We start from the raw sequence: 14,702 nt of genomic DNA on the forward strand, positions 1-14,702 counted from the left end.
CTTTCTTAATTTCTTGTTGGATAAATCCCAGTAATCGCTATACAATAATTTACTACACTAAATGGCTGCATATTTTGATGTGGCTGTGAGTTACCTGTTGTTGATAAAGCTTGCATATTCATTTGTGTATTAGGCTGTGCAGCTTCATAACTATCTTTCAAAGAAGCTCCCCATACATGACCAGCAGCCGCTCTCAATGTAGCACTTTCTGAGCTACCGTTGACAACATGGGTATGAGCTGGCATTTCATGAATCGTTAATATGTGTACCTCTTCCCCAGCCTTTTGTCCAAGCGTAACGCCATTTCCTACATGGACAGGCACTCTCCCTCTTAAATCAGGTAATGCAAATGTCGAAACACCGTTCCCACCATAAGTGGCGCCTAATAATGAATACAGGGCTTGATGGGTATTAATTTGTAATATTTGTCCATCACATCTCATCCATCCACTTGGTACTCCCCCAAAGCTAAATAGTCTAATTTCTCCTAAAAATGGTTCACTCATCTGTTCCTACCTCCTATTCGATGATTGGATATATACCATAAAGCGCGATCATATAACTAATTGTCAAAAAGGGCATTACATTATTATGGAGGGCACTGAAAAACTTACATTTTTTACGATGAATTAGTTTTTCAAACAAAAATAAGGCACTTTCCATTCGTTTTTGAATGGAAGGTGCCTTATTTCTTTCTTTTTTCCTACTCTTTTTCACTCAGTAGTTTGAGTATCCGTTTCAGATTGACCGCAAAGATCGTCGTGGCTCCTTGAATTTCCATGCCAAATAAACCCGCCGATTTTGCTGTTTTAAAGCCGTGTGGGTTCTTTAATTCACTATTTTTCGCTTCGATTTTATAGCGTTTGCTGGCAAGTGCTTTGAATTCGGCTGTTTCCTGGAATGCTGCTTGTTCTTGATGTGTATCGGATTGAATCGTTACACTATACGTTTTACTTTTCGCCCCTTCCTTATAACAGCCCTCTCGCATCGGGCAAACTTTACATTTTTCAATATCAAAATGAAACGTTAAACTTTGATTCAGGGTTTTCCTGCCCGTACGTCTTTTGTGAGTTGCCATGTGCCCCGCTGGACAAACAAACATACCCGCATCCTTGTTATAATCAAATTCAATTTTCCGTTGTCCGCTGCCATTTGTGATTACTGGATTTAACTTTGAAATTAACTGAAACTGCTCCGATTTTGCATACACTAAATTCTCTTTCCAGGAATAGGCGGCATCACCAATCACCGTGTCAATTTCCATGCCGGCAGTTCTACTTTTCTCTACCAACTCTTGTAAATAGTGCCCATCACTTTTTTCACCCGTCGTCACAACCGCTGCTGTAATAATACGTTCATCACTCATCGCAATATGCGTTTTAAAACCAAAGAAAGAAGAATCTGCTGACTTATGGCCAACACGTGCATCCGGATCATTTGAATAGCTTAAATGATTCTCATAATCATCTATCACTTCTTTTAAAACATTTAATTTTTCTTTCACAGCCGGGATTTGTGCAACCTTTGATTGTGTTTCGACTGCTTCAACTACTTGACGACAGTAATCTAATTCTTCTGTGACTTCATTTGACGCAGGCTTCTCAGGGAATTTTCCGACCATGTTTTCGTCTAGTTGATACACGGCTTTACGTACATTTTTGGATTTTTCCTGTAAAAATTCTTTGGGCGTTTTCTGGTTATATCGCGCTTTTGTATGGGTAGCGTCGACAATCACCATTTTACTAAGGAGTAGTCCTTTCTCTAAAGCAATTTCAACAGTTTTCTGAATCAGTAAATCTAATAAATTCATATCTTGAAGACGGAGTCGACGGAATTTTGTCAGGGAACTGGGGTCGATCACTTCCTCTTCTGGTGCCATATCTAAAAAATATTTAAAGGACATATCGAATTTTGAACGTTCGATAAGGTCGGCATCCGACAGGTCATGAATCGCTTTTAACAGTAAATATTTAAACATGCGAATCGGTGGAATCGCGTTACGGCCATTAACTAAACAGTATTTCGATTTTAGTTCGTCTAGAATAAATGAGAAATCCACAAGTTCATTGATTTGGCGAAGCATATTGTCCTTTGGAATAATTAAATCGTACAACGCCATGTACGGGCTTAAATTGAATGTTTCCTGTTTAGAAATCATGGTCGCACCACCTTTTATTAGTCCTTTAATTATACAGGAAATTTGTGAGATTATACGAGAGGAAAACCCTTCTAGTGATGAAAGTGGTCCCAGTTGATTGGAATGGAGGCGGCGACTTCTGCGGGAACAGCACGAGCGGAAGCACCCGGACTGAGCAAAGCGAGGGAGAAGGCTGGAGCCGTGCCCGCGAAACGCGTCCGCCGCAATGGAAATCAACGGCATCGAAGAAAAAGAGAGTACAGGAACGAATATTCGTTCCTGTACTCTCTCACTTGTGCCTGAGGGACTTTTTCAGTGCCCTCATTATTATGAGGAGTATTTCCTCCAGCACTTGAAACACTAGTTGGATTCATTGTGCCAGTTGGTGGTTGAGTAGAATATTGTATACCCTTTGCCCAAACAGCATTTTCTGGACTAGGCGTTGTACCATCGAGTGAAGAAGCTGTCACTTGATGTGTGTGAGCAGGAAGTTGAGCAGATGTTACAGTGACAGTTTCTACCCCTCCTGCCTGCCCCATCACAAAATTTGTGCTAGTCGTTGGATTTTGACCTTGGTGCACCACGACCCTACTTTGAAAATTGGGCAATGCAAATGTTGTTTGTCCATTCCCACCATAAGTTGTACCAATTAAGGAATAGAGCAATTCATTTTCAGCTATCGACATTATTTGACCATTACACAAAGCCCATCCTTCTGGCGCATAATTACCTGCAAACATTCGAATTTCCCCAACATATGGCTCCATTCGTAAACCCTCCTTTAAAATGTATTGGTTTACACAGTACATTACTCCTAGAAGGTTAAAATTAGGTTAAAAATTGAAAATTTCTGCAAAATGATAAAATTTACCTACAAAAAAAAACAGGCTAAGGGTTAGCCCTAGCCTGTTCTCCTTGTAATGGTTTTGAATAGAAACGTCTTCAAGGTCAACTTTACTGCCTCCATCTATATGTATGATACTGTCGCTTACTTTAACACTCTTCCCATCAATCGTTATATTCTTTAAAGTAACTTTTGAATTACTAGTAAAATTGATTAATCTCCCAGCAAAAGCTTCATTGCGTATAAGTGACCATGTCTGTCCCTCTTTTGATGTAATCGTTATTGGTTGACCACCACTGAACATTAATGTCCCACTAATTGTAATATCGCTTAATAAAACAAGGGTTTCCGATGAACCGCTGGCATTAATACTTTCTATCACTTTTCCAATTGTTTGAAATGGGTTGGCTTCTGTTCCATCACTGATAGTATCATCTCCACTCAATGATACATAAACTGGATTTTCTTCTAACACCTGTACGTTAAGTGGAGCCCCCATAACAGTCAATGCACTGCTTATAACGAGCATCAATGATAGCAATAGCATCAATGAACGCTTCCATAAAAATAGTGGCTTACTTATCACTTCTATTTTTTTCCACCCTTTCTCATCATTCACTATATTCAGCTTCGTTATCTCCTTTTATTTCCACCATCCTTTGTCGTCTGTTGACACTTTTCAATCTACTAAAGACTGTCTAAACAAAACTTGAACATTTCTCTTAAAATGCTAATTTATTAACTAAAGTCATATATTTTATTATTTTTCACAGAAAATCAGTGCTTTTTATGGGTATTTTCATAGGAATTTTTCAAAAGAGGAAGGCTTTGAGAAGAAATATGAGTAAGGAGGATTGTTCAGATTTTGTATAGATACTATTTGTATAGTAATGCTAATACATAAAATAAAGGGATTTTGCCTATGCTTGTTTATGTCATTATTGGATGTGGAATTACCATTGGTGTATTGTGGATACTTCAAATCATTCGTATTGGAAAAAAACGACTGGAGAAAAAAAGAGCTTTGGAGCAGCGCCTCAAACAGTTAATATTTACAAATAAAAAAAGCTCCCATAAGCACCACGAAAATTAATACCATTCTTCACTAAAACAAGCCGTCCTCCCTGTTTGGAGAACGGCTTGTTGATTTTTAGTTGTTATACCCAGCCACGGAAGCGAGAAGCTTCTGCAGTGCGGCGTACACCTACCATATAAGCAGCTAAACGCATATTAATATTGCGTGTTGTTGCTGTTGTATAGACATTTTCAAATGCTTCAACCATTTTTTTGTATAAGCGTTCCTCTACTTCTTCCTCTGTCCAGTAATAACCTTGGTTATTTTGTACCCATTCAAAGTAAGAAACCGTTACACCACCAGCAGATGCTAGTACGTCTGGTACAAGTAAAATACCACGCTCTGTTAAAATCTTTGTTGCTTCAGCAGTTGTTGGACCGTTTGCTGCTTCTACAACAATGCTTGCTTTAATATTATGTGCATTATCAGCTGTAATTTGGTTTTCAATAGCAGCTGGTACTAGAATATCACAATCAAGTTCTAATAATGCTTTGTTTGAAATTGTATTTTCAAATAAAGTTGTTACTGTTCCGAAGCTATCGCGACGATCTAATAAATAGTCTATATCTAAACCTTCTGGATCATGTAGTGCACCATAAGCATCTGAAATACCGATTACCTTTGCACCTAAATCGTGCATGAATTTTGCAAGGAAGCTACCTGCGTTACCAAAGCCTTGAATAACAACACGTGCACCTTTAATATCAATGCCACGTTTTTTCGCTGCTTCTTCGATAACGATTGTAACACCTTGTGCAGTTGCACGGTCGCGACCTTGAGAACCACCAAGTACAAGTGGCTTACCAGTGATAAAGCCTGGTGAATTAAATTCATCCATACGGCTATATTCGTCCATCATCCATGCCATAATTTGTGCATTTGTAAATACATCTGGTGCAGGAATATCTTTTGTTGGTCCTACAATTTGACTCACGGCACGTACATAACCGCGACTTAAACGCTCGATTTCGCCCATGGACATTTGACGAGGGTCACAAATGACACCGCCTTTACCACCACCGTATGGTAAATCAACAATACCACATTTCAATGTCATCCACATTGAAAGCGCTTTAACCTCTTCCTCAGATACTTGAGGATGGAAGCGAACCCCACCTTTAGTTGGTCCTACAGCATCGTTATGTTGTGCACGGTAACCCGTAAATACTTTTGTTGTACCGTCATCCATTTTCACTGGAATACGTACTTGTAACATACGAAGTGGCTCTTTTAGTAATTCGTACATTGCTTCATCATAGCCTAGCTTATTTAAAGCCTCTTGAATGACGTCTTGTGTTGATGTGAATAGATTTAAGTTTTCAGACATATTAAATCGCCTCTTTGTTTTTTTTAATGATAATATATCGGCATCATTGTAACATACTTCCGAATTAAAATGTGAACATTTTGTTAATTTTTAAATACTTTTTCAATTTGTTCGATTGACCAATCTAAATCCTCTTGTGAAATAACAAGTGGTGGTGCAAAACGAATCACTGTATCATGTGTTTCTTTACATAGTAGACCTAGCTCTTTTAATTTTTCACAATATGGACGAGCTGCTTCTGTTAATTCCATACCGATAAATAAACCACGACCACGTACTTCTTTAATAACAGGATTGTTAATAGCTTGTAATTTACCTTTGAAATATTCACCAAGCTCATGTGAACGTTCAGCTAATTTTTCATCTAATAAAACTTTAAGAGATGCAATAGAAACTGCACATGCTAAAGGATTACCACCGAAAGTTGAACCATGTGAACCTGGGTTAAATACACCTAAAATATCACGGTTTGCAGCTACACAAGAAATTGGGAATACACCGCCGCCTAATGCTTTACCAAGAATATACATATCTGGCTCTACTTCTTCCCAATCACAAGCAAACATTTTACCTGTACGTGCTAAACCAGCTTGAATTTCATCCGCAATAAATAGTACGTTGTTTTCGCGACAAAGTTCACGGGCTGCTTTTAAGAAGCCTTCTGGTGGAATAACAATACCCGCTTCACCTTGAATTGGCTCCATCATAAATGCTGCTGTATTTGGTGTAATCGCTGCCTTTAATGCATCTAAATCACCGTAATCCACTAATTTGATATTTGGTAGCATCGGACCGAAGCCACGGCGATATTCTGGATCAGATGATAACGAAACCGCTAACATTGTACGACCATGGAAATTACCATTACATGCGATAAATTCAGCTTTGCCATCCTCTACGCCCTTTACATCATATGCCCAACGACGAGCTGCCTTAAATGCAGTTTCAACTGCCTCAGCACCTGTATTCATTGGTAGAACCATTTCCTTATTTGTTAATTTACCAACAAGCTCATACCATTCGCCAAGATTTTCACTGTAAAATGCACGTGAAGTTAATGTTACTTTATCCGCTTGCTCTTTTAAAGCAGCGATAATTTTTGGGTGACGGTGTCCTTGGTTAACAGCAGAGTAAGCTGATAGCATATCTAAATATTTATTGCCTTCTGGATCCTTAACCCAAGCGCCCTCAGCCTCTGAAATAACGATTGGCAGTGGATGATAGTTCGCTGCACCAAAATTTTGTGTTTGTTCAATCACTTGTTGTGTTTTTGTCATCTTCTATTCTCTCCTTCATTAAAAACATGATGAAAAAATCGCTTAAAGCAAGGACTATGTATATCTACAAGTAGAATAATTCGATATTTAGCTTCCATCAAAACAGAAGCCTGCTTACTTCTCCAAAGTAATGTACCTTGTTTGCAGTGCCTACGGTTTAGCCAGGGCAGTATTACCTGGAGAAGTCACGCAGCTTCTTGTGCTAACATTGCTTTAATTTCTACTTAATTGAATAGCCCCATCAATTGAAAATTAAAGCATTTCTGAAGTTGTTTTTGCTTGCATGTGTAATTGTAGGTAGTCTGGGCCACCTGCTTTAGAGTCTGTGCCTGACATATTGAAGCCACCGAATGGTTGGTAACCAACAATCGCACCTGTACAGCCACGGTTGAAGTACAGGTTGCCGACATGGAATTCTTCACGTGCTTTTTCGATATGCATACGGTTTTTCGTAATAACTGCACCTGTTAAGCCGTATTCTGTATCGTTTGCAATGTCAATGGCATGGTCGAAATCTTTTGCTTTCGCAATTGCCACTACTGGTCCAAAGATTTCTTCCTTCATAATGCGTGCAGAAGGGTCTACATCTGCAAATACTGTTGGTTGTACAAAGTAACCTACTGAATCGTCTGCTGTACCACCTGCTACTAGACGACCTTCACCTTTGCCGATTTCAATGTACTCTGTAATTTTATTGAACGCTGCTTGGTCGATCACTGTTGCCATAAAGTTATTGAAATCTGCTGGGTCACCTACTGTTAACGCATTTGTTAATTCGACCACACGCTCTACAACTTGGTCATAGACATCTTCAACGATCACTGCACGAGAACATGCCGAACATTTTTGACCCGAGAAGCCAAATGCTGATTTCACAATGGATTGTGCAGCTAATTCAAGGTCTGCTTCTTTATCGACAACAATTGTATCCTTACCGCCCATTTCAGCGATGACACGTTTAATCCAAATTTGTCCTTCATTGACAACAGAGGCACGTTGGTTAATGCGTAAGCCAACATCACGTGAGCCTGTGAAGCTAATGAAGCGTGTTTTTGGATGGTCTACTAGGTAGTCGCCCACTTCTGCACCAGAGCCTGGGACAAAGTTAACCACACCTGCTGGAAGACCCGCTTCCTCTAATACTTCGATAAATTTATACGCAACAATTGGTGTTGTAGAAGCAGGCTTTAATAGCACTGTGTTCCCTGTTACTAATGCTGCCACCGTTGTGCCTGCCATAATTGCAAAGGCAAAGTTCCATGGAGAAATAACGATACCAATTCCTAATGGAATATAGTCATAGCGGTTATATTCACCCGGACGGCTTTCTACTGGTTGCCCATCTTTAATGCGTAGCATTTGACGACCATAGTATTCCATAAAGTCGATCGCTTCTGCTGTATCTGCATCTGCCTCAGCCCATGGTTTTCCTGCTTCCTTTGTTAATAAAGCTGAGAATTCATGCTTACGACGACGCACAATTGCTGCTGCTTTGAAAAGTACATCTGCACGAATAGCAGGATCAACCTTTTTCCATGTTTTAAATGCTTTGTCTGCCTCTTGCATCGCTTTTTCAGCTAGCTCTTGGCTCGCTTTTGATACGCGACCCACCACTTCTGTTTTCTTAGCAGGGTTGTAGGAAACAATTTTATCCTCTGTTGTAATGCGCTCGCCACCGATAATCAGTGGGTAGTCTTGCCCTAAGTAGCCTTCTACTGTATTTAAAGCCTCTACATAAGCATTGTAGTTTGCCTCTTGTGTAAAATCTGTAAATGGTTCGTGTTTGTATGGAATCATTCTTAATCCTCCTAGTAAGATGTATTTGAGTATGCAAAAAACATTGACGCAAAATATTTTTGCGTATAAAATATTCTTACACTTATTATAATGCAAAATTTCGTTGCATATTTCAAGTAAAATTTTTCGAGGTGTTCACTTTTATGAAAAATTCTGAACCTTTACTACCTTTTTATGAGTTTATTGCAACAAATGTATCCGTTGGTATTCATGCAGTAGACTTATCTGGCAAAACGATTATTTACAATACAAAAATGAAAGAAATTGAAGGCTTCCATTTTGATGAGCTAGCGGATCGTTCCATTATCGAAATGTTTTCCTTCCGTCAGCATGAAAGTACATTAATGCGTGTTTTGCAAACAGGCAAAAAAGAAATTAACGTTAAACAAACTTATTGGAATAAAAACGGGCATGAAATCACGACCATCAATGATACTTTTCCACTCTTTGTTGAAAATAAACTTATTGGTGCGATTGAATTTGCGCGAGATATTACATCACTTGAAAAGCTTGTTTATCAACCCCTTCGCCGCTATGATGAGCCATTAACATTCGATATGATTAAAGCAGCCTCGGCATCCATGAAGCAAGTGATTGAAGATGCCAAAAAGGCAGCGGCTGTGAAATTACCTGTATTATTAATTGGCGAATCTGGCACAGGCAAGGATTTAGTTGCAGAAGGCATTCACCATGCAGCCTCTCCTGATTCTGAAGCATTTGTAACACTTGTTAGTCGACGTTCTGCTCAATCAGTGCTCGATAAATTAAAGCAGCTGTTAGAAGAAGATAAAGACTATACCTTTTTCTTTGAACGTATTGATTTTTTAAGCTTAGATATTCAGGAGCAGCTACTAGCCATGCTGCAAGCTCTGCCACAGTCCAAGTATATGCTTATTGGCAGTGTGGGCAGTGACCCTATTACATTAATTGCCGAAAAAAAGCTATCCAAGTCACTGTATTATTTCTTTGCAAAAATGGCGATTACGATTCCTAACTTAACTGATCGTAAAGAAGATATTTTACCATTTGTAGAGGATTATTTTAGCCGTCATCGAGAACGCTTTGCCTCTCAAGTGATGGAGCTTGCACCAGATGTTCAGGAATTATTTTTGCAATACGATTGGCCAGGTAATTTAAAAGAGCTTGAGCTATTGCTGGATGAAATCGTGTCATTTATGACAACTGAATCAACAGTTACATCAGATTTATTGCCATTGCATTTTCGCTTTAAAGTACAGCAGCAAAATACGAATAATCGTGAGCCAGAATTTTTTATGTTTCAACAAAATCATGATGTGATGCCACTTGATGCCTATTTACGTGAAGCCGAATCCTATTATGTGCAAAATGTCTTAAATTTATATGAGGGTAATATTACAAAAGCAGCAAATGCACTTGGAATGAGTCGTCAAAACCTACAATATCGCATTCGAAAAATCAAAAATAGTACACATCAAAAGCAATAAAGTAAACCTTCAATCAGTGGAGGTCTTACAGCCTGTTAATACGGAATAAAAATAGGGATACTTTCGTAAATGAAAGTATCCCTATCCTCTATTGCCCGGATTGTTCAATCCAGTCCTGCAATTTATCCTTTAACGAATTAAAACCATTGGCATCCGACTCATCCACACGATCCTGTAATGATTTACGTGGTGGTGCATCTTTTTTGCGTACTGTTGTTGGGCGGTCTTGAAGTGCTCTCATCGATAAACTAATTTTTTCGGCCTCTTCATCGATTTCAAGAATTTTTACTTCTACTTCTTGCCCGACAGCTAAAAACTCACTAACGTCCTTTACAAATCCGTACGTTATCTCCGAAATATGTACAAGACCCTGTGTGTTTTCATCGAGTGCAACAAATGCACCGTATGGTTGAATACCTGTCACTTTTCCGGTCAACACGTCTCCTAATTCATATTTTTTTGCCATAACCTTTGCCCACTTTCTTTTTGTTTGCTACGTATATATCGCTTAAATTATAACATACGTGTAAAATCGGGGCAAAAAATCATCTCCTTAATCCGCTATGCCAATGATTCGGTTATGACCATTATTATTTTTCATTAATTTAATAATGACTGCTTTATCATTCGAATCCTCCTTCATGCGAACAGATACTAATGGATATTTGTGAGGCGCATTAGATTCTCCTAATTGACTAATAGCTGTTAAACTGTCAAGATGGTTGAATCGACTTGTATCCATTACTGTATTGGGCATAACTAATGCTTGCTGTAAAGCTTGATCTCCAACCATAATGGCATATAAATAAAGCGCAACCATATCAATCGGGCTTAATTGATTAAGCAATGCCTCTTTGCCACCTTCTCTATATTGCTGATATAGCTTGTCAATCCGTACAGCCTCCGCTTCATCCATATAGCTAAAGTGAAACGTATCATAATTTCTAAATCCTGCTTTTTTCCCTTTTGCTTGTAAAAGGGCTTGCCAAATATCATAGGCAGCTAATCCATCTCGTGTCGTGGATGTTTGTTGCTGTGCCAGCTCCTGTAAAATCGTTGCAGCAATTTGCCTCACAACCTTGCTATGTTTACCATCTGCTACTTGCTGTAACAATGTAATATAGTCTTTGTTAATCGTGCCATCCGCTAACAATGCAGGATGCTTTGGCGTACCTCTAAGCAATGCCGCCCATGTATATTCAAATCTATCGCGCAGCATATAATAATACGTTGAACCTGAATTTTTATCCGCTAATAATGTACGTTCAAACGATGCTAATATCTCTAATGTTTCCTCAAGTGAATAGCGTACATCATCCTTATCCATTACTAAATAGCCTTTTTGTGAGTACTCAAAATAGCCTAAACTATCAGGGTGAAGATATTTAGCTTCCTCAAATGCAAATGCCCCATTAATGGGGTTCGCTTTAAAAGCATAGGAGCCATTATCATTGATAGAAAGCTCCATCCCCTGCTCGTTGGCTGTTTCGATAATAATTTGTAATTCCAATGGATACTGACTACTAGGTACTTTTTTCTTAAGTAGATGCTCATATGGTTCCAGTAAACCGCTGTAAAATGATTCCAATTGAATGGCTGGCTGCTCATATAAATCATAAATTTTATAGGATTCCTCAAACGTTAATAGTCTTTTACCGTCAATAGCCTCAAACAGTCGCTTTGGCGTTGTTAATTTTTCCAGCACGCTATCTTCCATGTGCTGTAAATTTTCTGCCATTTCCGCTGTTATTCGTTCAGCAGATTTATTGCTCGTATAACCATTAAATTCATTTTCTATGTTTTGGATATACGGAAAAGCATTGAGTTCATCTAAGGAAACCATTAATTCTTTTCTAATTTCCTCCTTTTGATGCTTATATTTCTCTGTGAGCTCCTTCACCCAATCTTGATATGTTTTCTGCTGCTCCTCCTGCTTTTCTTGCATAATTTGTTGCTCACTATTTAAAGGTTCCTCTGGTTGTTGAATTCTATAGGATGTTCCTAAAATACCTAACAAAAATACACTCGCTATGCTGACTAGCCAAACAGAAGCTTTCTTACGCTTTACAGGGATTGGTTGTGTATTGTGTACCGCATCCTCCTTATCAATTTGCTCTAGCACCTTGTTCGGGTCTAGCTGTGTGTCCAGTCGATCATAGGATTTTTTTAGCAATGCCATACGTTTCTCAAATTGTTTATCATCCATTTTCAGCACACCCCTCCTGCATTAATGCTACCTTTAGCCTTTCCTTCGCTCGTAATAATCGCACCTTCACCGTTGATAATGAAATGTTAAGCACCTCTGCAATTTCCTCGTATTTTAATTCATGAAAGTAATACAATACGAGCGGATAGCGATACTTTTCATCGAGTGCTTGAATGGCATTATGGAGCAGCCTATCCTCTTCAAATAACAGCATAAATTCTTCTGCGGAGGAAGTTGATGTGTGCTGTGGTTGCGCATGAAGCTTTTGCTCTTTTGCTTGCTGCCGTTGCTCCTTACGATAATAATCACGAGTTGCATTTAAGGTAATTTTATAGAGCCATGTTGTAAAACGATCCTGTTTAAATTGATGTAAAAAGCGATATAGCTTCACAAATACTTCCTGTGACACATCTGCTAAATCATTACTATGTACACCACATTGAAAGGCGAATTTTTCTACAGTTCGTTGATGAATTTGAATAAGCTCAATATATGCCTCTTTCTCCCCTTGCTGTGCTTTTAAGATTAGTTCAGCTTCTATCAAAATAATCCCCCCTTTTGTCTATGGAACGAGGAAACCTTTCTAATTGTTACATAATTTAATTGTTATTTATGTAAAAAGGAGGTAGATGACTCATATCTCTTTTAGAAATAGCTATCAGCAATTTTCAGATATTTGCTTGTGTTATAAAAATATTGCGGTAAAATAAAACTTTAATATAAGGAGGATTATTTTCGTGTCATCGAGAGATCAATTTACAACTAAAATTGGATTTATTTTAGCAGCCGCAGGAAGTGCCATTGGGCTAGGAGCGATTTGGAAGTTCCCCTATATGGCTGGCACAAATGGCGGTAGTGTCTTTATTTTATTATTTATTTTATGTACATTTTTTATCGGCTTACCAGTGCTCATAGCAGAGTTTATGATTGGTCGTCGAGGTCAAAAGGATGCTGTCACATCTTTTAAAGAGCAAGCGCCAGGAAAACCATGGTATCTCATCGGTTGGGGTGGGATGATTATCGCTGGTCTTATCCTATCGTTCTATAGTGTTGTAGGTGGGTGGATTTTAAGCTATCTAGGTCGTGCCATTACGTTTAAGCTTACAAATACGAATGCTGATATCAACTATGCAGATTTATTTGGCAGTATTATTTCAAGCCCCTTTGAAGCTGTTCTTGTGCAGGGTTTGTTTATGTTATTAACAGTCGTGATTGTTTCAGCAGGAATTAAAGGTGGCATTGAAAAGGCAAGCACTTGGATGATGCCTTTGCTCTTTATTTTCTTTATTGTCTTAGTTATACGCTCTTTAACATTAGATGGGGCGATGGAAGGCGTTAAATTTATGTTTGTACCTGATTGGTCTTATTTTAACGCAGAAACTTTTTTAATGGCTTTAGGACAAGCCTTTTTCTCATTAAGTGTCGGTATTGCGGTAATGATTACCTATGCTTCTTATCTCTCTAAAACAGAGAAGATTGGCAACTCAGCCATCAACGTAGCATCCATGAATATTATCATTTCACTGCTTGCAGGTCTAGTTATTTTTCCAGCGGTATTTGCGCTTGGCTATACGCCTGACCAAGGACCTGGTCTTGTCTTTATTATTTTGCCAGCTGTTTTTGAGCAGCTACCTCTTGGTGGACTATTCTTAACGATTTTCTTTATACTCCTGCTTTTTGCAACAGTCACTTCTTCCATTTCTATGCTTGAAATTGTTGTTGCCATTGCGATTGGAGAGCAGCCCGAAAAACGGAGAAAGATTGCTTGGATTGGTGGTATCATTATCTTTATCGTTGGTATTCCAAGTGCATTGTCATTCGGTATATTATCGGATGTACAAATTTTAGATCGCTCCATTTTTGACTTTGTTGATTTTCTCACTAACAGTATTGGTATGCCAATAGGCGCATTATTCATTTCGATATTTGCTGGCTATTATTACACAAAAGATATTTCGCGTAAGGAGCTTGCTGCCTCCAGTACGATGTTCAACATTTGGTATATATTAATACGCTATATCTCCCCAATTGCTATTTTTATTATTTTTATTCAGGGTGTTTTACCATTATTTAAGTAGTTTCAATAAAAAAAGAGCCGTCTGAAACGGCTCCTTTGCAACAAGGATAGTGATAGTTTATTGTGACTACTGCAGAAGCAATAATTCTAGCGAATAGCTATTATAGAAGCTAGGCTGACCAAAAAGGGATTATCTTTTTGGCCAGCCACTTTTTTATCTTAAATTATGCAAAATATATTAGATAATACATTTTGCTTCAAATTTAATGGCAATTAGTTTGTAAGAAATGGCTACACACTCTTCAAATGGTATCCATTGTTCAAACGAATGCTCATATGTTTCTTGAATAACCTTTGCAAGTGTTGATGGGTCGTCAATTCCTTGCAATGCTGCAACAACATCTGCTGTTTCTGTATCATAATGATCTGAACCTAAGTGGAATGGGTCCCACTCCTCTAATAGATGTACTGCTGCTTGATTCATTTTTATATTTTCCAAAATACTCACCTATTATCCTTTAATCATATTCGTATGATACCATAGTAAATAAAAAAG

General features: G+C 38.4%; 13 protein-coding genes. 2 read left to right on the forward strand and 11 right to left on the reverse strand.

What is annotated here, in order from left to right:
• Positions 1-5: 5 nt before the first annotated feature.
• From MHB42_RS14835 to pruA, 7 genes are all read right to left on the reverse strand, one after another.
• Positions 6-506, reverse strand: coding sequence for a phage tail protein (locus tag MHB42_RS14835; protein WP_340807106.1), 501 nt, complete (start codon positions 504-506; stop codon positions 6-8).
• A 197-nt stretch (positions 507-703) separates the two neighbouring features.
• Positions 704-2,158, reverse strand: a complete 1,455-nt coding sequence (locus MHB42_RS14840) for an IS1182 family transposase (protein ID WP_340805685.1) — start codon at positions 2,156-2,158, stop codon at positions 704-706.
• Between the two features lie 212 nt (positions 2,159-2,370).
• The gene (locus tag MHB42_RS14845) at positions 2,371-2,904 is read right to left on the reverse strand and encodes a phage tail protein (protein WP_340807108.1); all 534 of its coding nucleotides are present in this window, start codon (positions 2,902-2,904) and stop codon (positions 2,371-2,373) included.
• Positions 2,905-2,970: 66 nt separating this feature from the next.
• Positions 2,971-3,600, reverse strand: coding sequence for a hypothetical protein (locus tag MHB42_RS14850; protein ID WP_340807109.1), 630 nt, complete (start codon positions 3,598-3,600; stop codon positions 2,971-2,973).
• A gap of 538 nt (positions 3,601-4,138) precedes the next feature.
• Positions 4,139-5,383, reverse strand: coding sequence for a Glu/Leu/Phe/Val family dehydrogenase (locus MHB42_RS14855; protein WP_340807110.1), 1,245 nt, complete (start codon positions 5,381-5,383; stop codon positions 4,139-4,141).
• A gap of 83 nt (positions 5,384-5,466) precedes the next feature.
• The gene (locus MHB42_RS14860; protein WP_340807111.1) at positions 5,467-6,660 is read right to left on the reverse strand and encodes an ornithine--oxo-acid transaminase; all 1,194 of its coding nucleotides are present in this window, start codon (positions 6,658-6,660) and stop codon (positions 5,467-5,469) included.
• 252 nt (positions 6,661-6,912) lie between these two features.
• Complete coding sequence (gene pruA / locus MHB42_RS14865) at positions 6,913-8,457, reverse strand: L-glutamate gamma-semialdehyde dehydrogenase (RefSeq protein WP_340807112.1); 1,545 nt, start codon at positions 8,455-8,457, stop codon at positions 6,913-6,915.
• Between the two features lie 143 nt (positions 8,458-8,600).
• Between pruA and MHB42_RS14870 the strand changes: the two genes are divergently transcribed.
• The gene (locus MHB42_RS14870) at positions 8,601-9,923 is read left to right on the forward strand and encodes a sigma 54-interacting transcriptional regulator (RefSeq protein WP_340807113.1); all 1,323 of its coding nucleotides are present in this window, start codon (positions 8,601-8,603) and stop codon (positions 9,921-9,923) included.
• Between the two features lie 88 nt (positions 9,924-10,011).
• Here MHB42_RS14870 and yugI read toward each other — a convergent pair whose 3' ends face one another.
• From yugI to MHB42_RS14885, 3 genes are all read right to left on the reverse strand, one after another.
• A complete protein-coding gene (gene yugI, locus MHB42_RS14875; RefSeq protein WP_340807115.1) occupies positions 10,012-10,389 on the reverse strand; it encodes a S1 domain-containing post-transcriptional regulator GSP13 in 378 nt (125 codons plus the stop codon).
• Positions 10,390-10,476: 87 nt separating this feature from the next.
• Entirely contained in the window at positions 10,477-12,129 is a 1,653-nt protein-coding gene (locus MHB42_RS14880) for a hypothetical protein (protein ID WP_340807116.1), read from the reverse strand.
• Positions 12,122-12,673, reverse strand: a complete 552-nt coding sequence (locus MHB42_RS14885) for an RNA polymerase sigma factor (RefSeq protein WP_340807117.1) — start codon at positions 12,671-12,673, stop codon at positions 12,122-12,124. Before MHB42_RS14885 ends, MHB42_RS14880 begins: the two co-directional genes overlap by 8 nt.
• A 193-nt stretch (positions 12,674-12,866) precedes the next feature.
• On the opposite strand from MHB42_RS14885, the gene MHB42_RS14890 reads away from it, so the two are divergent.
• Positions 12,867-14,207 carry a sodium-dependent transporter gene (locus MHB42_RS14890; RefSeq protein ID WP_340807119.1) on the forward strand — a complete coding sequence of 447 codons (1,341 nt, stop codon included), beginning with the start codon at positions 12,867-12,869 and terminating at the stop codon, positions 14,205-14,207.
• 177 nt (positions 14,208-14,384) lie between these two features.
• On the opposite strand, the gene MHB42_RS14895 is transcribed toward MHB42_RS14890, so the two are convergent.
• Complete coding sequence (locus tag MHB42_RS14895; protein ID WP_340807121.1) at positions 14,385-14,645, reverse strand: DUF1871 family protein; 261 nt, start codon at positions 14,643-14,645, stop codon at positions 14,385-14,387.
• Between the last annotated feature and the right edge of the window lie 57 nt (positions 14,646-14,702).

The sequence above is a fragment of the Lysinibacillus sp. FSL K6-0232 genome, from assembly GCF_038008325.1.
In the GTDB taxonomy this organism is placed as follows: domain Bacteria; phylum Bacillota; class Bacilli; order Bacillales_A; family Planococcaceae; genus Lysinibacillus.